The following is an 18,079-nucleotide window of genomic DNA, read 5'->3' on the forward strand; positions in this document are numbered from 1 at the left end:
AAATTGCTCTCCGGCGGCCACAATCATCTCAGGCTCTTAACGATCAGGCAGCGAGATCGCGCAGCACCGTCTGCAGGATGCCGCCATTGTTGAGGTAGATCACCTCGTCGAGCGTATCGACGCGCGACAGCAGCGGAACGTCCTTAACGGTGCCGTCGCTATAGGTGATCTTGGCAATCTTCCGCTCGCGCGGCTTGATCTTGTCCAGGCCCTCGATGGTGACGAGTTCGTCGCCCTTCAGGCCGAGGCTCTGCCAGGTCGTGCCCTCTTCGAAGACAAAGGGGATGACGCCCATGCCGACCAGGTTCGAGCGATGGATGCGCTCGAAGGACTGGGCGATCACCGCCTTGACGCCGAGCAGGTTGGTACCCTTGGCAGCCCAGTCGCGCGAGGAGCCGTTGCCGTATTCGACACCGGCGAAGATGACGAGCGGCACGCCTTCGGACTTGTACTGCATGGCCGCGTCGTAGATCGAGGTCTCCTCCTTCGACGGGTAGTGGATGGTGTAGCCACCTTCCTTGCCGTTCGGGCCGAGCATGTGGTTGCGGATGCGGATGTTGGCGAAGGTGCCGCGCATCATCACTTCATGATTGCCGCGGCGTGTGCCGTACTGGTTGAAGTCGGCAACTGCAACGTCATGGCCGATGAGGTAGGCGCCTGCCGGCGAAGCCGCCTTGATCGAACCGGCCGGCGAGATGTGGTCGGTGGTGATCTTGTCGCCGAACAGGCCGAGGACGCGCGCGCCCTTGATATCAGCGACGCCGGTGCCCTTCTTGCCCATGCCGACGAAGTAGGGCGGGTTCTGGACATAGGTCGAGTTGTCGTCCCAGGCATAGGTCTGGCCCGGCGGAACCTGAACGGCCTGCCAGTTGACGTCGCCCTTGAAGACGTCGGCGTACTTGGATTCATAGAGCTCGCGGGTGACGTATTTCTGGATGAATTCCTGCACCTCATGCGAGGTCGGCCAGATATCCTTGAGATAAACCGGATTGCCGTTCTGGTCTTCGCCGATCGGCTCCTTGGTGAGATCCTTCTGCACGGTGCCGGCGAGCGCGTAAGCGACGACGAGCGGCGGCGAAGCGAGGTAGTTCGCTTGGACGTCGGGCGAGATACGGCCTTCGAAGTTGCGGTTGCCGGAGAGCACGCCCGATACGATCAGGCCCTTGTCGTTGATCGTCTTCGAGATCGGCGCCGGCAGCGGGCCGGAATTGCCGATGCAGGTCGTGCAGCCGAAGCCGACGAGATTGAAGCCGAGCTTGTCGAGATCGGCCTGCAAGCCGGACTTGGCGAGATATTCGCCGACGACCTGCGATCCTGGCGCCAGCGAGGTCTTGACCCACGGCTTGGTCTTCAGGCCCTTGGCAACGGCGTTGCGGGCCAGAAGGCCGGCAGCGATCAGTACCGACGGGTTGGAGGTGTTGGTGCACGAGGTGATGGCGGCAATCGCCACGTCGCCATGGCCGAGATCGAAATCCGTGCCTTCGACCGCATAGCGGTTGCTGAGCTGACCGGGCTTCTTGTAATCGGCATCCATCGAGCCGGCGAAACCGGAAGCGATGTTTTCGAGCGCGATGCGGCCTTCCGGACGCTTAGGGCCGGCCATCGACGGCACGACGTCGCCGAGGTCGAGTTCCAGGGTGTCGGTGAAGACCAGATCGGAACCGTCGCCTTCACGCCACATGCCCTGGGCCTTCGAATAGGCTTCGACCAGCGCGATCCGGTCATGCGTGCGGCCGGACATGGTGAGATAGTTGATCGTTTCGCCGTCAACCGGGAAGAAGCCGCAGGTAGCGCCGTATTCCGGACCCATGTTGCCGATCGTCGCACGGTCGGCGAGCGGCATGTTGTCCATGCCGGGGCCGAAGAATTCGACGAATTTGGAAACGACGCCCTTCTTGCGCAGCATCTGCACGACGGTCAGAACGAGGTCGGTCGCGGTCACGCCTTCCTTGAGCTTGCCGGTCAGCTTGAAGCCGATGACTTCGGGCAGCAGCATCGAGACCGGCTGGCCGAGCATCGCCGCTTCCGCTTCGATACCGCCCACGCCCCAGCCGAGAACGCCGAGACCGTTGATCATCGTCGTGTGGCTGTCGGTGCCGACGCAGGTATCGGGATAGGCGATCGTCTCGCCGTCTTCTTCCTTCGTCCAGACGGTCTGGCCGAGATATTCGAGATTGACCTGGTGACAGATGCCGGTGCCCGGAGGAACGACGCGGAAATTCTTGAAGGCCTGCTGGCCCCACTTCAGGAAGCGGTAACGCTCACCGTTGCGCTGATATTCCAGCTCGACGTTCTTGGCGAAAGCCTGCGGCGTGCCGAATTCATCGACGATGACGGAGTGGTCGATGACGAGGTCGACGGGAACGAGCGGGTTGATCTTTTCGGGATCGCCGCCGAGCGACACCATCGCGTCGCGCATCGCGGCAAGGTCGACGACGGCGGGAACGCCGGTGAAGTCCTGCATCAGCACGCGCGCCGGGCGATAGGCAATCTCGTTTTCGACCGCGCCCTTGTTGTTCAACCATTCGGCAACGGCCAGGATATGCTCCTTGGTGACCGACTGGCCATCTTCGAAGCGCAGCAGATTTTCCAGCAGCACCTTCATCGAATAGGGCAGCTTGGAAACGCCGGGCAGACCGTTTGCCTCAGCCTTGGGCAGGCTGTAATAGACATAGTCCTTCGCGTTCACGGAAAGCGTGGAACGACAATTGAAACTGTCAAGAGATTTAGACACGAGAGACCCCGTTTCTGATAGCCAACACAGTCGTGCGAACGCCTATGCACTTAATGCACATCAGGATGCGGGTACGGCCATTTCCGCTGTCCGCACGTGGAGCAGACGCTCCAAGTTCGGCGCAAGGATGAAATTCACGCCGACCGCTGGCGTGGTTGCAGGTCTTATAGATAATTTCCTAAAAACTTGCCATACCCGGAAACGAGCAAAATCGGACATTTTTTGACCCATCCGGAAGCCGAAACGAAGAAAGAACCGATGCATGCATCTCACCGCCGAAAATCTGGCCGCAAGGCGCGGTGACGATCTGATTTTCGTTAATCTTTCCTTTCACTTGGCGGCCGGCGAGGCGCTTGTGCTGACTGGGAGAAATGGATCCGGAAAGTCCACTTTGCTGCGTGTTGTTGCCGGCCTCCTGCGGCCGGAAAAAGGCACTGTCGTCTTTCATGGCGACAGCAGCCGGGAAGGCCGGCATCCCGGCGAGGTCAGCCACTACCTCGGCCATCGAAACGCAATGAAGAATGAACTTACGGTTGCAGAGAATCTCGATTTCTGGCGCACCTTTCTCGACGAAACGGAAGCTTCTGCCGGCCTGTCCCTTGAGGAGGCAGCCGAAGCCGTCGGCCTCTCGGGAATAACCCACCTTCCCTTCGGTTATCTCTCCGCCGGCCAGCAGCGCCGATTCGCCTTCGCCAAGCTGCTCGTCGCCCATCGCCCCGTCTGGATCCTCGACGAGCCCACAGCGGCGCTCGATGCCAGCGCCGACCGGCTGTTCGCCGGATTGATCGAAACGCATCTGGCAAAGGGTGGCATTCTTCTGGCGGCGACACATCAGCCGCTGGGCTTGAAGAATATGCAGGAATTGAAGATGACGGGCTTTGCCGGCGTGGATCAGGGAGTGTGGGGATGACTGCCCTCTTCCTCCGCGACCTGAAACTTTCCATCCGCGCCGGCGGCGGTGCGCTGATCGGCGTGCTGTTCTTCCTGACCGTCGTCGCCGTCATCCCCTTCGGCGTCGGGCCGGATCTCAAGCTGCTTTCGCGCATCGGCCCGGCCATCGTCTGGATCGGCGCGCTGCTTGCCGCCCTTCTCGGCCTGGACCGCCTGTTCCAGGCCGAGCGCGACGACGGATCGCTCGACCTGATGCTGATGCAGGAAACACCGCTTGTCCTGACCGTGCTGGTCAAATGCTTCGCCCATTGGGCCGCCACCAGCCTGCCGCTGGTGATCGCCTCACCGCTGCTCGGCCTCTTCATGAATATGGACGAGGCAGCGATCGGCGCGACCATGCTGACGCTTCTTGTCGGCTCGCCGGCCATTACCTTCATCGGCGCCGTCGGCGCTGCCGTTGCCGTCGCCCTGCCCCGCGGCGGCCTGCTGGTTTCGATCCTGGTCCTGCCGCTGACCATCCCGGTGCTGATCTTCGGCGTCAGCGCCACCTATGCCGCGGTCGAGGATCCCGCCCCTTTCCTGCCGCCCTTCCTCATCCTGACTGCGCTGACGCTGTTCTTTGCGGTGATCGGCCCGGCCGCCGCTGCGCTCGCGCTGCGAAACACGTCGGATTGAATGTCACTCGATTGCGGGAACAGCCGGATAGGGATAAGGAAGCGGCCATGAACGACATAAGCCTTGCCATCCGTAAATTCAGCGATCTCGCCAATCCGACGCGATTTCTGGCGCTGGCGGCCCGCGTCATTCCTTGGCTGGCTTGCATCACCGCGCTGTGTTTCGCGGCCGGCCTCTATCTCAGCTTCTCGACCGAAGGCGATTACCAACAGGGCGAGACCGTTCGGATCATGTATATCCACGTGCCTGCCGCCTGGCTTTCGATGATGTGCTACACCATCATGAGCGCCTCGGCGATCGGCACGCTCGTCTGGCGCCACCCGCTGGCCGACGTCTCCGCCAAGGCCGCAGCCCCGCTCGGCGCCGCCTTCACCTTGCTCGCGCTGGTCACCGGCTCGCTCTGGGGAAAGCCGATGTGGGGTACCTGGTGGGTGTGGGACGCGCGCCTGACCTCGGTCTTCGTGCTCTTTCTGATGTATCTCGGCCTGATTGCGCTGAGCCGCGCCATCGACGATCCGTCGAGGGCGGCGCGGGTCTCGGCCGTGCTCATCCTTGTCGGCTTCGTCAACATTCCGATCATCAAGTTCTCCGTCGAATGGTGGAACACGCTGCACCAGTCGGCGAGCGTGCTCAGGATCGGCGGTCCGGCGATCGATCCGGAATTCCTGCGCCCGCTGCTCGTCATGGCGATCGCCTTCACCCTCCTCTTCTTCACCCTGCACATCATGGCGATGAGGAACGAGATCTGGCGCCGCCGGATCGCCGCGCAGCGCCGTCTCGCCGCCCGGATGGCGAGCCGGGAGGAGTAGATCATGACGCATGCCTTCTACGTCTACGCCTCCTACGGCTTTGCGGCGCTCGTGACGATCGCGGTCACGCTCTGGACCTGGGCCGACGGCCGGGCGCGCCGGCGTGAGCTCGCAGCCCTCGAAGCCGCGGGCATTCGCCGCCGCTCGGCGTCCGCGAGGGACGGCGAATGAGCGAAACACCCGAAGCCAAGCCCGGCAAGCCGAGCGGACTCAGCCGCTACGCCCTGGCGCTTCTGCCGCTGTTCGTCTTTGGCGCCATTGCCGCGACGGCCGCAAAGATGCTCTATGACCAGGATTTCCATGGCAAGAACATCGCCGAAATCCCGTCGGCCCTGATCGGCACCAAAGCGCCGGCGCTGAACCTTCCGCCGCTCGACGGCGCAAATCTGCCGGCGCTGACCGATGCGGCGATCACGGGCAAGCTGACCCTGGTCAACGTCTTTGCCTCCTGGTGCATCCCCTGCCGGGACGAACACCCGATCTTGAAGGAACTGGCGAAGGACGGTCGGCTGAACATCGTCGCCATCAATTACAAGGACAAGAACGACAACGCCCTGCGTTTCCTCGGCGAGCTCGGAAATCCCTATCGGGCGATCGGCGTCGACCCGAACGGCAAGGCGGCGATCGACTGGGGCGTCTACGGGATCCCGGAAAGTTATCTGGTCGCCCCCGACGGCACCATCCTCTACAAACGCGTCGGCCCCTTCGACGATATCAGCCTGAAGGAAGGGCTGTTTCCGGCGATGGAAAAGGCGCTGGCGAAGCCGGCTTCGTAAGCATTATTCCGGGTGAGGGGTCTTTGCAACGACGTGGGCCTAAACCCCACCCTGCCAGACCTTGATCGCCTCCACCGGCCAGATCAGCATCAGCACGTTGAGCGTCAGATTATCGCGGATCACGTAGCCGGTGAAAATCTCGAAGAAGATGGCGATCGCCACCGTCAGCGCCACCGGCGCCCGCGATGCAAAGAAGAAGCCGACGCACATGAAAACGGTGTCCATCGCCGAATTCAAAATGCTGTCGCCGTAATAATCGAGCGCGATCGTCGCCGTGCGGTAGCGGTCGATGATGAGGGGCGAATTCTCCAGCAGCTCCCAGCCGGATTCGATCACCAGCGCCAGGAGCAGCCGTGCCGCCAGCGGCTTGCGGCGCAGGACGAGATGGCCGAGGCCGTAAAACAGGAAGCCGTGGATGATATGCGACGGCGTGTACCAGTCGGACAGATGCTGCGAATTGCCGCTGGTATTGACCCCGCCTTCCCACAGCTTGACATATCCGCAGGCGCAGATCGGCACGCGGCCCATCAAATATTCGGTGACGATCTGCGCGACCAGCACCGCAACGCAGGCGACGAACCAGAAACTCTGGTGTCTGACACGATATTCGGCGTCTGCGGCACTCACTTCTCGCCGTCCGTTTCCAGATTGATACTGTGTTTCAGCACCAACGGCATCTGCGCCAGCGTGAAGATGATGGTGATCGGCATCGTGCCCCAGACCTTGAAGGCGACCCAGGTATCGTCGGAAAAATTGCGCCAGACGACTTCGTTCAGCACGGCGAGGAACAGAAAGAAGATGCCCCAGCGGATGGTGAGCTTTCGCCAGCCTTCGGCATCGAGCTGAAAAGCGGCGTTGAAGACGTAGCCGAGCAGCGACCGGCCGAAGGCGAGCCCGCCGAGCAGCGCGACGCCGAAGAGCGTGTTGACGATGGTCGGCTTCATCTTGATGAAGGTCTCGTTCTGCAGCCAGATCGACAGCGAGCCAAAGATAACGACGACGATGCCGGAGACGAAGGGCATGATCGGCAGATGGCCGAGCACGATCTTCGAAACGATCAGCGAAAAAACCGTCGCCGCCATGAAGAGCCCGGTTGCGACGAACAACGGACCGCCAAGCTCCGAAAGAGCAGGAAACCGCTCCACCAGCCACTGGCCGCGCAGATTGGCAAAGAAGAAAATCAACAGCGGCCCGAGCTCCAGCGCCAGCTTCAACAGCGGATGATGCCGGTCGGCCGCGCTCGGGATGATATCGCTTTCGGTGGTCATGCGTTCGTCAAACCTGCTGTTCCTGAAAACCTGTTCCCGTCATGCCCTGCAGGCTTTCGGCGGCATATCTGTGGCATCATTGGGGAAGTCCGGCAATGGCGTGCGCGAAGTCCTCGGCCTCGAACGGCTCCAGATCGTCGACGCCTTCGCCCACGCCGATGAAATAAACCGGCAGCTTGTGCTTGGCGGAGATGGCCACCAGGATGCCGCCACGCGCCGTGCCGTCGAGCTTGGTCATGATCAGGCCGTTGACGCCGGCGACATTGCGGAAGATCTCGACCTGGCTCAGCGCATTCTGTCCCGTCGTCGCGTCGAGCGTCTGCAGCACGGTATGCGGCGCATCGGGATCGAGCTTGCCGAGAACGCGCACGATCTTCTCGAGCTCGGCCATCAGCTCGGCCTTGTTCTGCAGGCGGCCGGCCGTATCGACGATCAGCACGTCGCATTTTTTCGCTTTCGCCTGTTCGAAGGCGTCATAGGCAAGGCCGGCAGCATCGGCGCCAAGCTTGGTGCCGACGAATTCCGAGTTCGTCCGCTCGGCCCAGATCTTCAGCTGCTCGATCGCTGCCGCGCGGAACGTATCGCCGGCAGCCACCATCACCTTCAGCCCGGCGCCGGAAAGCTTCGCCGCCAGCTTGCCGATCGTCGTCGTCTTGCCGGTGCCGTTGACGCCGACGACGAGGATGACATGCGGCTTGTGCGAGAGATCGAGCTGCAGCGGCTTGGCGACCGGTTTCAAAACCTTGGCGATTTCGGACGCCATGATCCTGCTGACATCCTCGCCGGTGACGTCCTTGCCGTAGCGCTCGGAAGCCAGGGTATCGGTGACGCGCAGCGCCGTCTCGACGCCGAGATCGGCCTGGATCAACAGGTCTTCGAGATCCTGCAGCGTCTCGTCGTCAAGCTTGCGCTTGGTAAAGAGCGCGGTGATCTGACCGGTCAGCTGCGAGGAGGTGCGCGCCAGACCGTTTCGCAGCCGCTGGAACCAGCTGAGTTTCGGCTGCGGGGCAATGGGCTGCGGTTCGACGATTGCCGGGCCGGTGGCGAAGCCTTTGGGAAGAACGGGAGATTCCAGCGTCGGCTGTTCCGCCGCAGTTTCGGAGGAGATACCGTCCGCTGTCCTGCCGGGCATCTCCCCCACAGGGGGCGAGATCGGCTGAATGGAGATGTCTTCTTTTACATCGATCTCAGCAGGAATTTCTTCCGAGAGCGCTTCTGTTACCTCAGCGGCCTCTTCGATCGAAACCGGCGCGTCAGCCTCCGAACGATCTACCCCCTGGTGGGGAAGATATCCCGAAGGGACAGAGAGGGTTTCTTCCGCCTCGCTCTCTGAAATTGCCCGCGTCTCTGCTTCAGCTTGCAGCAGTGAAAGCGGCACCAAGCCGAAATCGCTCATCTGATCCGCGGGAGGCAAAGGCAAGGTCTCGTCGACGATGTCCGCTTCCTCGGCCTCACCCTCGCCGACATCGGCCGCTGGTCCGCCGGCCGTATCCATTTCCTCGGGAAGAACGGGATCGTCCGCGATCGGCAGATCTTCGTCACGCGAGCGCGGCTCGAGCTCCCTTTCCACGGCCTCAGGCACGGGCTCTTCAGCCGGCTTGCCGAAGGTGAAGACCTTTTTGATGAAACTGAGCGCCATGAGGATTCCGTGAAAGTCAGGCCGCTGCGGCCGTCAATTGCATGTCGAGATGCTTGCCATTGTGGCCGGTGATGGTGACCGGCACAAGTTCGCCGGGGCGAAGGTCGGCTGCTGCGACCAACGTGAAGTTCTCCGTATGCGCCAGGCCGTTGTTTTCGACAAGCAGCCATTGCCGGGTTCCGACCATGCCATCGAGATGGGACAGATGGAGCCTATGTCCAGTGGCGCGCAGCCGGGCGGCGCGATCCTTGACCAGCGACCGGTCGAGCTGCGGCATGCGAGCGGCGGGCGTGCCGGGACGCGGGCTGTAGGGAAAGACGTGCAGATGCGCGATGCCGGCCTCTTCGGCGAGCCGCACGGCATTGTCGAACATCTCTTCCGTCTCTGTCGGGAAGCCGGCGATCATATCGGCGCCGAAGCTCATTTCTGGGCGCAGGCTGCGCGCATCCGCGATGAAGCGCAGCGCATCGGCGCGTAAATGTCGGCGCTTCATCCGCTTCAGGATCATGTCGTCGCCATGCTGCAGCGACAGATGCAGATGCGGCATGAAGCGCGGTTCTTCGGCGATCAGATCCATCAGATGCGCATCGGCCTCGATGCTGTCGATCGAGGAAAGCCTGAGGCGGCGGATATCCGGAACCTGCTTCAGGAGGGTCTTGGCCAGAAGCCCGAGCGTCGGGGCGCCCGGCAGGTCGCCGCCGTAGCTGGTGGCGTCGACCCCGGTCAGCACGATCTCGCGATAGCCGCTGTCGGCCAGCCTGCGGGCCTGGTCGACGACGGCTCCCATCGGCACGGAGCGGGAATTGCCGCGGCCATAGGGGATGATGCAGAAGGTGCAGCGGTGGTCGCAGCCGTTCTGCACCTGGATGAAGGCGCGCACATGGGCGTCGATGTGCCTCACCATCTGCGGCGCCGTCGCCTTGACGCTCATGATGTCGTTGACGCGCAGCTTCTCCTCGGCCGAAACGCCGAAATCCGGTAGGCTGCGATAGGAGGCGCTCGAAAGCTTCTCCTCATTGCCGAGCACGGCGTCGACCTCCGGCATGGCGGCGAAGGTCTGTTTTTCCGTCTGCGCGGCACACCCGGTGACGATGATGCGGGCATGCGGATTGTCGCGCCGCGCCCGGCGGATCGCTTGGCGGGCCTGACGAACGGCCTCGCCGGTCACCGCACAGGTGTTGACCAGCACGGCATTGTTGAGCCCGGCCTTCTCGGCCTGCGCCTTCATCACTTCGGATTCATATGTGTTGAGGCGGCAGCCGAAGGTAATGACCTCGATGCCGCTCACTGCGCCTCGGCTCCCCGGTCCGCATCGCGCGACCAGAGGCCGGTCGCAGGATTGAGCCTGCCCGACCATTCCCACTCGGCCGGACCGGTCATGATGACGTGATCGTCGCGCTCGCGCCATTCGATCGAAAGTGTCGCCGGCGGCTTGGCGCTTGCCACATTGATCGTCACCGTGCGGCCGGTACGCCCAGTGCGCGCGGCGCTGACGGCGGCGGAACAGGCGGCCGAGCCACAGGCAAGCGTCAGGCCGGCGCCGCGCTCCCAGGTGCGCGTCGTCATCGATGTCGGCGAGGTGACCTGCGCCAAGGTGATATTGGCGCGCTCGGGAAACATCGGATGGTTTTCGAGCAGCGGCCCGAAGCGGGCGAGATCGTAGGACATCACGTCTTTGTCCACCCAGAAGATCGCATGCGGATTGCCCATCGACATGGCAGACGGCGAATGCAGCACGGGATTGTCGATCGGGCCGATCTGCAGTTCGATGCGGCTGGTATCGTGGAATTCTTCCGAGAGCGGGATCCTGTTCCAATCGAACACCGGCTTTCCCATATCGACGGAGATCGTCCCGTCCTCGTGCTCGACGGCGTTGAGAATGCCGGCGACCGTCTGGAAGGTGAAGGCCTTCCGGCCGGTCTCGGCCGCGAGCGCCTGCACGACGCAGCGTGTGCCGTTGCCGCAGGCCTGCGCCTTCGAGCCGTCGGAATTCAGGATATCGATGAAGGCATCGGTGCCGTCGGCCTTGGGATCATGGATCGCCATGATCTGATCGAACTCGGTTTCAGGATCGGCATTGAGCGCGACGGCTGCCGCGGGCGTCACCTTGTCGGGCCGGCCGCGCATGTCGACGACCAGGATCTTGTTGCCAAGCCCGTTCATCCTCGCGAATTCGACCGTTGCGCTCATCGTATCATTCCGTCCGTGTTTCCGCTGTATATGGCGGAAATGCGAAGGAATTACCAGTGGGTGAGTGCCGGGCAGCCACTGCCGCCGGCCGTCCTTGCCAGGCAGTCCGGTTTTACCGCTCAGCACCGTTAGAATGGAAAGACGCCGCATGCGCCTCGACGATGGCGGCGGTGATGACCTTTCTCAGCTCATAGACCAGCGAGCGGGATCGCTTGCGATCCAGATCCTGTGCCGCCTTTGCAAGACTAAGGCCTTCGTTCAGAACAATATGATGAGCCCGCGCCAGTGCCCAGCTCTCAATATCAGGATCTATCATTCGATATCTCCGCCGGATCATCCGGCATCAAGGATATTCACGAATCATTTTACAGGATGCACTTAAGTAGAAAGTAGAATCACAAGTGGAATATTTTGCAACTGGCCGATATCGTGATTTTAGGCCATCAGCCGGAATTTTGACGGCTAACCTATAGGCGAGAGGGCATCCGACCTTCCGCCAGGCGGCCATTCCACGCATTCGCCTTGACTTTCGCGCCGCTTTCCTGTTTATCGCGCCCAATCCGCGACGAGCCGCATGACTCCGAGCCGCCGACCGGGACCTGAGATCCCGGAGGTCAACACCCGACAGCGCGATGCGCCCTCGGGTGCTTTTTGGCTTTGCGTCTTGTTTTCGTCAAGGAAAAGCACGACGTTTCCGGGCAGATCGAACCGCCCGAAACGTATCAAGGAAGAGCCGATGTTTGAAAACCTCCAGGACCGTCTTGGATCCATTCTGAATGGACTGACAGGCCGTGGCGCGCTTTCGGAAGCCGATGTTTCCGCAGCGCTGCGCGAGGTTCGCCGTGCGCTGCTGGAGGCCGACGTCGCCCTCGATGTCGTGCGCTCCTTCACCGACCGCGTGCGTGAAAAGGCTGTCGGCGCCGAGATCCTGAAGTCGATCAAGCCCGGTCAGATGGTCGTCAAGATCGTCCATGACGAACTGATCGAGATGCTCGGTGGCGAAGGCGTTGGCATCGACCTGCACGCGCCCGCTCCCGTCGTCGTCATGATGGTCGGCCTGCAGGGCTCCGGCAAGACGACGACAACTGCCAAGATCGCCCATCGCCTGTCGACGCGCGAGAAGAAGAAAGTGCTGATGGCGTCGCTCGACACGCGCCGTCCGGCAGCCCAGGAGCAGCTTCGCCAGCTCGGCGCCCAAGCCAGCATCGACACGCTGCCTGTTATATCAGGCCAGTCGCCGACGGATATCGCCGCCCGTGCGGTACAGGCGGCGAAGCTCGGCGGCCATGACGTCGTCATCCTCGACACCGCCGGCCGCACCCATATCGACGAGCCCTTGATGGTCGAGATGGCCGACATCAAGAAGCGTTCGAACCCGCATGAAATCCTGCTGGTCGCCGACTCGCTGACCGGTCAGGACGCCGTCAACCTCGCCCGCAATTTCGACGAACGCGTCGGCATCACCGGCCTCGTGCTGACCCGCATGGACGGCGACGGCCGCGGCGGCGCGGCGCTTTCGATGCGCGCCGTCACCGGCAAACCGATCAAGCTGATCGGCGTCGGCGAGAAGATGAGCGAGCTCGAGGAGTTCCATCCCCGCCGCATCGCCGACCGCATCCTCGGCATGGGCGACATCGTCTCGCTGGTCGAGCGTGCCGCCGAGAATATCGACGCTGAGAAGGCGGCCGCCATGGCCGCCAAGATGGCCAAGGGCAAGTTCGATCTCGACGATCTCGCCGATCAGCTGCGCCAGATGCAGAAGATGGGCGGCATGGGCGGCATTATGGGCATGATGCCCGGCATGGCTGGTATGAAGGACAAGATGGCCACCGCCGGCCTCGACGACAAGCTTTTCGGCCGCCAGATCGCCATCATCCAGTCGATGACCAAGGCCGAGCGCGCTAATCCCGACCTGCTCAAGCATTCGCGCAAGAAGCGCATCGCCGCCGGCTCCGGCACCGATGCCGCCGCCATCAACAAGCTTCTGAAGATGCACCGCCAGATGGCCGACATGATGAAGATGATGGGCGGCAAGGGCAAAGGCGGCATGATGAAGCAGATGATGAGCGGCCTTGCCGGCAAGATGGGGCTTGGCGGCGGCATGGGTGGCGGCATGCCCGATCTCTCGAATATCGATCCCCGGCAGCTCGAGGCCCTGCAGAAGCAGGCCGAAGCGGCGGGGCTTGGAAAGCCGGGTGGGGGCATGCCCGGTCTCGGCGGTCTGCCGGGTGGTTTGCCTGGTCTCGGCGGCGCCAAGCTGCCGGGCCTCGGCGGTGGTTTCCCGGGATTGCCCGGCTTGCCGAAGAAGAAGTGAAAGGATCGCTTGCCCCATGATTGATCCAGCCGTCAAAGCCCAGCTCACGAGCTATCGCCAGTCGATCGACAATATCGACGCCGCTCTCGTGCACATGCTGGCCGAACGCTTCCGCTGCACCAAAGAGGTCGGCGTGCTGAAGGCCAAATACAATCTGCCGCCGGCCGATCCGGCGCGCGAGGAATACCAGATCGAACGCCTTCGCCAGTTGGCGAAAGCCGCCAATCTGGACCCGGATTTCGCCGAGAAGTTCCTGAACTTCGTCATCAAGGAAGTCATCCGGCATCATGAGCAGATCGCTGCGGACCACGCTGAACAGAGCGCCGCAGCCCGATAACCCTACCGCCTCACGAAGCGGTCAAGAAAAGCCTAAGGAGTAAAGAACATGGCACTGAAAATTCGTCTCGCCCGCGGTGGCTCCAAGAAGCGCCCGTATTACCACGTCGTTCTCGCCGATGCGCGCAGCCCGCGTGACGGCCGCTTCCTCGAAAACCTCGGTTCCTGGAACCCGATGCTCGCCAAGGACGACGAGAAGCGCGTTCAGCTGAACGCCGAGCGCATCAAGCACTGGCTCGACAACGGCGCCCAGCCGACCGACCGCGTTCTGCGCTTCCTCGATGAAGCCGGCGTTGCCAAGCGCGAAGCCAAGAACAACCCGGTCAAGGCAAAGCCGGGCAAGCGCGCCCAGGAACGCGCCGCCGAAAAGGCTCAGAAGGCCGCTGACGCCGCCGCTGCTGCTGCCGACGCCGCGGAATAATCGGGACCTTCCCCAATCGAACGGGCGGCATGGCGACATGCCGCCCGTTTTCGTTTCCAATTACCCGCACTTCGGCTATGAGAAACCTGTCTTTCCGGCACATGAAGGAACCCATGACAAAGCTCGAAAACCCCGTTCTGATGGCGACGATCGGCGGCGCACAGGGCCTGCGCGGCGAAGTGCGCGCCAAGGCCTACACCGCCGACCCGGTCGCGCTCGGCGACTACGGTCATCTGCACAGCATGGATGGACGCAGCTTCGAAATCCTCGAAATCCGCGAGATGAAGAATGTCGTTGTCGTCCGTTTCCGCGGCATCAACGACCGCAACGCCGCCGAGGCCCTGAACGGGCTGGAACTTTACATCGAGCGCGACAATCTGCCCGACGAGGAGCTGGAGGACGACGAGTTCTACTATGCCGATCTCGAAGGGCTCGAGGCGCGAGACGACCAGGGCGTCAGCTACGGCACGGTTACCGGCGTCTTCGATTTCGGCGCCGGCGATCTCCTGGAGCTCAAGGGTCCGGGCAAGCGCCCGGTGCTGATCCCCTTCTCGGAAGCCTCTGTGCTGGAAATCGATTTGGAAGCCGGCACGCTGCTGATCGATCCGCTGGCGGCGGGGCTGGTCGACGATCCCGAAGAGCTGTCGAAATTCACCCCGGACAAGCCGAAAAAGAAGAAGTGATGGCTTTCCGGGCGAGCGTGCTGACACTCTATCCGGAGATGTTTCCGGGACATCTGGGCTTTTCCCTCGCCGGCAAGGCAATGCAGCGCGGGCAATGGTCGCTGGACGCGGTGCAGATCCGCGATTTCGCCACCGATAAACACCGCACCGTCGACGACACGCCGGCCGGCGGCGGCGCCGGCATGGTGCTGAAACCCGACGTTCTCGCCCGCGCCATCGACAGCACGTGTCAAAACGATACCCGCCCGCGCCTGCTGATGAGCCCGCGCGGCCGGCCGCTGACGCAGCAGCGCGTGCGCGAACTTGCGGCAGGCGAAGGCGTCGTTATCGTCTGCGGCCGCTTCGAGGGCGTCGACCAGCGGGTGATCGAAGCACGCGGACTGGAAGAAGTCTCGGTCGGTGACTACGTGCTGTCCGGCGGCGAGCCGGCGGCGCTGATCGTGCTCGATGCGATCATCCGCATCCTGCCCGGCGTGATGGGCAACGATCTTTCCGGCCTGCATGAAAGCTTTGAAGGCGGACTGCTGGAACATCCGCATTATACGAGGCCGCAGGAGTGGGAAGGCCGGGAAATTCCTTCCATCCTGACATCGGGCAACCACGGCGCCATCGAAAAGTGGCGCCACGAGGAGGCGGTGCAGCTGACGCGGGAGCGGCGGCCGGATCTCTTCGAAAAGGCTGAATCCGAGAAAAACGGCTGATTCCACCCTCCCCTTCACAAAAATGTCGTGCGAGGGATGACAAGCCCCGGCCTTTCGTGTATTGGCGCACGCGGAAATGGGGTTAGCCCCGTCTGCCAGCAAACAAAGAATGGCGAATCCGCTCCCGCCCCAAAGGGGCAAAATCCTGAGGCTGCTCCAAGGGATCCGTGTCGAGCGCTCTGGCTGTTTCAGAAGAACCAAAGGTTAAGACGATGAACATCATTCAGCAGCTCGAGGCCGAACAGGCCGCCAAGATCGAAGCCAAGCGCACCCTCCCCGAATTCTCCCCGGGCGACACCGTCCGCGTCAACGTGAAGGTCACGGAAGGCAACCGTACCCGCGTTCAGGCCTATGAAGGCGTCTGCATCGCCCGCTCAGGCGGCGGCCTGCAGGAAAACTTCACCGTTCGCAAGATCTCCTACGGCGAAGGCGTCGAGCGCGTATTCCCGGTCTACTCGCCGCTGATCGAAAGCGTCGACGTCGTCCGCCGCGGTAAGGTCCGTCGCGCCAAGCTCTATTACCTCCGCGACCGTCGCGGCAAGTCTGCCCGTATCGTTGAAGACACCGGCGTTCGCGCCCGCAAGCTCAACGACGCCGAACGCGCCGCCGTTGCCGAGGAAAAGGCACGCATCGAAGCTGAAAAGGTTGCCGCCGCTCAGGCGCTCGCCGCCGAAAAGGCAGCGGCAGAAGCTGCCGAAGCCAAGGCCGCCGCTGAAGCAGCAGCCGCCGCGGAAACGGCAGCAGAATAAGATCTGCGAAAAATTCTATTTCTGGAAAGGCGGTCTTCGGATCGCCTTTTCTCTTTTTTGCGCACCCGCGCAGCCGGCGGCCTTGCCTCGAACCTATCTTCCGTGACAATTTTCGCTGTCAATTTTGGAGCCACCCCATGCTGTTTCGCCGCACCGTTCTTGCGAGCTTCGCCGCTCTTGCGCTTTCGTCACTGGCCGTATCGGCTGCCGAGCTGCCCGATCTCGGCGGCAAGAGCGTCGTCGTCGTCACCGAGAATGCCTATCCGCCGCTGCAGTTCGTCGATCCGAAATCCGGCAAGGCGATCGGCTGGGAATATGATGCGATGAACGAGATCGCCAAGCGGCTGAACTTCAAGGTCGAATACCAGAACACCAGCTGGGACGCAATGATCCAGGCGGTTTCCGACGGCCAGTACAACATCGGCATGACCGGCATCACCATCAAGGACGACCGCAAACAGAAGGTCGACTTCTCCGATCCCTATATGCGTTCGCAGCAATTCATGCTGGTGCGCGGCGACGAGAAGCGCTTCACCGACGCCAAGAGCTTTGCCGCCTTCAACGACGGCCTGATTGGCGCCCAGCCCGGTACCTCGCCTTTTTATACCGCCGTCTATGAAATCCTCGATGGCAACGAACAGAACCCGCGCATCAAGCTCTTCGAAACCTTCGGCGCAACCGTGCAGGCGCTGAAGACCGGCGACGTCGACCTCGTACTGACCGACAGCGTCGCTGCCAAGGGCTATGTCGATTCCTCGAATGGCGGGCTGAAAGTGGTCGGCGAAGCGCTCGGCACCGAGGATTTCGGCTTTATCTTCCCGAAGGGCTCCGATCTCGTCGCTCCCGTCAATGCCGCCATCGCCGCTCTCAAAGCGGACGGTACCTTTGATGCGCTGAACAAGAAGTGGTTCCTCGACTACAAGATGGGCGAATAGTCCCGAGCGATCGCAGATGGCGCCACAACCATCCCCGCGACACGAGAAGGACGACCGTCCCTGGTGGCTGGCCGTCCTTGTCCTGATCGGCATCATTCTCGCCGTCGTCATTATCACCAACGACATTTACGCGCAGGTCTTCCGGACCGTCGTGAATGGCGCCGGCATCACCATATTCGTGACACTCGTCGCCTTCGTGCTGGCGACAGTGCTCGGTCTCGGCATCGCCCTGCTTGGCCTGGCCGACAGCATCGTGCTGCGCCAGATCGCCCGTTTCTACATCGAGATCATCCGCGGCATTCCGATCCTGGTGCTGCTGTTCTACGTCGCCTTTGTCGGCGCGCCGGGTCTCGTCGCGGCCTATAACTTCATCATCTCGCCTCTGGTGCCGGCCGGCATTGCTGAGCCGATCCTCGTGCGCGACCTGTCGCTGATGTGGCGGGCCATCATCGCGCTGATGATCGGCTATTCCTCCTTCATTGCCGAAATCTTCCGTGCCGGTTTCCAGTCGGTCGATATCGGCCAGATCGAAGCAGCCAAGTCGCTCGGCCTGTCGCGCTATCGCCGCTTCCGGCTCGTCGTCTTCCCGCAGGCGATCCGGGTCATCTTCCCGCCGCTTTCCAACGACTTCGTCTCGATGGTGAAGGACTCATCGCTCGTCTCGGTCCTCGGGGTGGCCGACATCACCCAGATGGGCAAGGTCTATGCCTCCGGCTCGTTTCGCTTCTTCGAGACCTATTCGATCGTCACCTATATCTACCTGATCCTGACGATCGGCCTGTCACTGGCGCTGCGGCGCATTGAAAAGAAGATGAAGCAGAAGCCGCGCTGAGCCACATCATGATTCGAATTGCCGTTTCGATCAAAAATCGCTATATCCACCGCCATGGAATCCAAGTTCAGATGCACTGGTGCGCATATTTTCGTGCTGCAGGACCACTATCGCCTGCCGGCCCGA

The 18,079-nt window shown here is 62.2% G+C and carries 20 protein-coding genes; 13 read left to right on the forward strand and 7 right to left on the reverse strand.

The window, feature by feature from the left end:
- Positions 1-43: 43 nt before the first annotated feature.
- Positions 44-2,734 (reverse strand): aconitate hydratase AcnA, encoded by a 2,691-nt coding sequence (gene acnA / locus EFD56_RS06615; RefSeq protein WP_126904968.1) that lies wholly within the window; start codon positions 2,732-2,734, stop codon positions 44-46.
- Positions 2,735-2,996: 262 nt separating this feature from the next.
- On the opposite strand from acnA, the gene ccmA reads away from it, so the two are divergent.
- Genes ccmA through EFD56_RS06640 form a run of 5 tightly spaced genes read left to right on the forward strand, consistent with a single transcriptional unit; the run spans position 2,997 to position 5,885 of the window.
- Positions 2,997-3,644 (forward strand): heme ABC exporter ATP-binding protein CcmA, encoded by a 648-nt coding sequence (ccmA, locus tag EFD56_RS06620; protein WP_126904969.1) that lies wholly within the window; start codon positions 2,997-2,999, stop codon positions 3,642-3,644.
- Positions 3,641-4,300 (forward strand): heme exporter protein CcmB, encoded by a 660-nt coding sequence (gene ccmB / locus EFD56_RS06625; RefSeq protein WP_012485530.1) that lies wholly within the window; start codon positions 3,641-3,643, stop codon positions 4,298-4,300. Before ccmA ends, ccmB begins: the two co-directional genes overlap by 4 nt.
- A 47-nt stretch (positions 4,301-4,347) precedes the next feature.
- Entirely contained in the window at positions 4,348-5,109 is a 762-nt protein-coding gene (locus EFD56_RS06630; RefSeq protein WP_126904970.1) for a heme ABC transporter permease, read from the forward strand.
- Between the two features lie 3 nt (positions 5,110-5,112).
- Positions 5,113-5,280: a heme exporter protein CcmD gene (gene ccmD / locus EFD56_RS06635; protein ID WP_010013142.1), complete on the forward strand. Its 168-nt coding sequence runs from the start codon at positions 5,113-5,115 to the stop codon at positions 5,278-5,280.
- Positions 5,277-5,885, forward strand: a complete 609-nt coding sequence (locus EFD56_RS06640) for a DsbE family thiol:disulfide interchange protein (protein ID WP_126904971.1) — start codon at positions 5,277-5,279, stop codon at positions 5,883-5,885. Before ccmD ends, EFD56_RS06640 begins: the two co-directional genes overlap by 4 nt.
- 39 nt (positions 5,886-5,924) lie before the next feature.
- On the opposite strand, the gene EFD56_RS06645 is transcribed toward EFD56_RS06640, so the two are convergent.
- The 6 genes from EFD56_RS06645 to EFD56_RS06670 form a co-directional block, all read right to left on the reverse strand.
- Positions 5,925-6,512: a DUF2585 domain-containing protein gene (locus EFD56_RS06645; RefSeq protein WP_064819207.1), complete on the reverse strand. Its 588-nt coding sequence runs from the start codon at positions 6,510-6,512 to the stop codon at positions 5,925-5,927.
- Positions 6,509-7,153, reverse strand: a complete 645-nt coding sequence (locus EFD56_RS06650; RefSeq protein ID WP_126904972.1) for a septation protein A — start codon at positions 7,151-7,153, stop codon at positions 6,509-6,511. The genes EFD56_RS06645 and EFD56_RS06650 overlap by 4 nt, the downstream gene beginning before the upstream one ends.
- Before the next feature lie 76 nt (positions 7,154-7,229).
- Positions 7,230-8,792 (reverse strand): signal recognition particle-docking protein FtsY, encoded by a 1,563-nt coding sequence (ftsY, locus tag EFD56_RS06655; protein WP_126904973.1) that lies wholly within the window; start codon positions 8,790-8,792, stop codon positions 7,230-7,232.
- 16 nt (positions 8,793-8,808) lie between these two features.
- Complete coding sequence (gene mtaB, locus EFD56_RS06660) at positions 8,809-10,080, reverse strand: tRNA (N(6)-L-threonylcarbamoyladenosine(37)-C(2))-methylthiotransferase MtaB (RefSeq protein ID WP_126904974.1); 1,272 nt, start codon at positions 10,078-10,080, stop codon at positions 8,809-8,811.
- Positions 10,077-10,982 (reverse strand): diaminopimelate epimerase, encoded by a 906-nt coding sequence (dapF, locus tag EFD56_RS06665; RefSeq protein ID WP_126904975.1) that lies wholly within the window; start codon positions 10,980-10,982, stop codon positions 10,077-10,079. Before dapF ends, mtaB begins: the two co-directional genes overlap by 4 nt.
- 112 nt (positions 10,983-11,094) lie before the next feature.
- Positions 11,095-11,319 (reverse strand): hypothetical protein, encoded by a 225-nt coding sequence (locus EFD56_RS06670; RefSeq protein ID WP_183818503.1) that lies wholly within the window; start codon positions 11,317-11,319, stop codon positions 11,095-11,097.
- 399 nt (positions 11,320-11,718) lie between these two features.
- On the opposite strand from EFD56_RS06670, the gene ffh reads away from it, so the two are divergent.
- The 8 genes from ffh to EFD56_RS06710 all read left to right on the forward strand — a co-directional run bounded on the left by ffh (position 11,719) and on the right by EFD56_RS06710 (position 17,953).
- On the forward strand, positions 11,719-13,296 hold the full coding sequence (gene ffh, locus EFD56_RS06675) for a signal recognition particle protein (protein WP_126904976.1): 1,578 nt from the start codon (positions 11,719-11,721) through the stop codon (positions 13,294-13,296).
- Between the two features lie 16 nt (positions 13,297-13,312).
- A complete protein-coding gene (locus EFD56_RS06680) occupies positions 13,313-13,633 on the forward strand; it encodes a chorismate mutase (RefSeq protein ID WP_037116837.1) in 321 nt (106 codons plus the stop codon).
- Positions 13,634-13,681: 48 nt separating this feature from the next.
- A complete protein-coding gene (gene rpsP, locus EFD56_RS06685) occupies positions 13,682-14,053 on the forward strand; it encodes a 30S ribosomal protein S16 (RefSeq protein WP_037116834.1) in 372 nt (123 codons plus the stop codon).
- Positions 14,054-14,166: 113 nt separating this feature from the next.
- Positions 14,167-14,736, forward strand: coding sequence for a ribosome maturation factor RimM (gene rimM, locus EFD56_RS06690; RefSeq protein WP_085743719.1), 570 nt, complete (start codon positions 14,167-14,169; stop codon positions 14,734-14,736).
- On the forward strand, positions 14,736-15,437 hold the full coding sequence (gene trmD, locus EFD56_RS06695; protein ID WP_126904977.1) for a tRNA (guanosine(37)-N1)-methyltransferase TrmD: 702 nt from the start codon (positions 14,736-14,738) through the stop codon (positions 15,435-15,437). Before rimM ends, trmD begins: the two co-directional genes overlap by 1 nt.
- Before the next feature lie 212 nt (positions 15,438-15,649).
- Positions 15,650-16,186: a 50S ribosomal protein L19 gene (gene rplS, locus EFD56_RS06700; protein WP_012485544.1), complete on the forward strand. Its 537-nt coding sequence runs from the start codon at positions 15,650-15,652 to the stop codon at positions 16,184-16,186.
- Between the two features lie 137 nt (positions 16,187-16,323).
- Positions 16,324-17,121: a basic amino acid ABC transporter substrate-binding protein gene (locus EFD56_RS06705; protein WP_096477767.1), complete on the forward strand. Its 798-nt coding sequence runs from the start codon at positions 16,324-16,326 to the stop codon at positions 17,119-17,121.
- Between the two features lie 16 nt (positions 17,122-17,137).
- A complete protein-coding gene (locus tag EFD56_RS06710) occupies positions 17,138-17,953 on the forward strand; it encodes an amino acid ABC transporter permease (RefSeq protein WP_126904978.1) in 816 nt (271 codons plus the stop codon).
- Positions 17,954-18,079: the final 126 nt, after the last annotated feature.

It is taken from the genome of Rhizobium phaseoli, assembly GCF_003985125.1.
GTDB lineage: Bacteria > Pseudomonadota > Alphaproteobacteria > Rhizobiales > Rhizobiaceae > Rhizobium > Rhizobium phaseoli.

Bases quoted from the DNA above. Each gene is read 5' to 3' on its own strand.
- ccmA (WP_126904969.1), top strand. From the start codon at position 2,997: ATGCATCTCACCGCCGAAAATCTGGCCGCAAGGCGCGGTGACGATCTG.
- ccmB (WP_012485530.1), top strand. From the start codon at position 3,641: ATGACTGCCCTCTTCCTCCGCGACCTGAAACTTTCCATCCGCGCCGGC.
- EFD56_RS06630 (WP_126904970.1), top strand. From the start codon at position 4,348: ATGAACGACATAAGCCTTGCCATCCGTAAATTCAGCGATCTCGCCAAT.
- ccmD (WP_010013142.1), top strand. From the start codon at position 5,113: ATGACGCATGCCTTCTACGTCTACGCCTCCTACGGCTTTGCGGCGCTC.
- EFD56_RS06640 (WP_126904971.1), top strand. From the start codon at position 5,277: ATGAGCGAAACACCCGAAGCCAAGCCCGGCAAGCCGAGCGGACTCAGC.
- EFD56_RS06650 (WP_126904972.1), bottom strand. From the start codon at position 7,153: ATGACCACCGAAAGCGATATCATCCCGAGCGCGGCCGACCGGCATCAT.
- ftsY (WP_126904973.1), bottom strand. From the start codon at position 8,792: ATGGCGCTCAGTTTCATCAAAAAGGTCTTCACCTTCGGCAAGCCGGCT.
- dapF (WP_126904975.1), bottom strand. From the start codon at position 10,982: ATGAGCGCAACGGTCGAATTCGCGAGGATGAACGGGCTTGGCAACAAG.
- EFD56_RS06670 (WP_183818503.1), bottom strand. From the start codon at position 11,319: ATGATCCGGCGGAGATATCGAATGATAGATCCTGATATTGAGAGCTGG.
- ffh (WP_126904976.1), top strand. From the start codon at position 11,719: ATGTTTGAAAACCTCCAGGACCGTCTTGGATCCATTCTGAATGGACTG.
- EFD56_RS06680 (WP_037116837.1), top strand. From the start codon at position 13,313: ATGATTGATCCAGCCGTCAAAGCCCAGCTCACGAGCTATCGCCAGTCG.
- rpsP (WP_037116834.1), top strand. From the start codon at position 13,682: ATGGCACTGAAAATTCGTCTCGCCCGCGGTGGCTCCAAGAAGCGCCCG.
- rimM (WP_085743719.1), top strand. From the start codon at position 14,167: ATGACAAAGCTCGAAAACCCCGTTCTGATGGCGACGATCGGCGGCGCA.
- trmD (WP_126904977.1), top strand. From the start codon at position 14,736: ATGGCTTTCCGGGCGAGCGTGCTGACACTCTATCCGGAGATGTTTCCG.
- rplS (WP_012485544.1), top strand. From the start codon at position 15,650: ATGAACATCATTCAGCAGCTCGAGGCCGAACAGGCCGCCAAGATCGAA.
- EFD56_RS06705 (WP_096477767.1), top strand. From the start codon at position 16,324: ATGCTGTTTCGCCGCACCGTTCTTGCGAGCTTCGCCGCTCTTGCGCTT.
- EFD56_RS06710 (WP_126904978.1), top strand. From the start codon at position 17,138: ATGGCGCCACAACCATCCCCGCGACACGAGAAGGACGACCGTCCCTGG.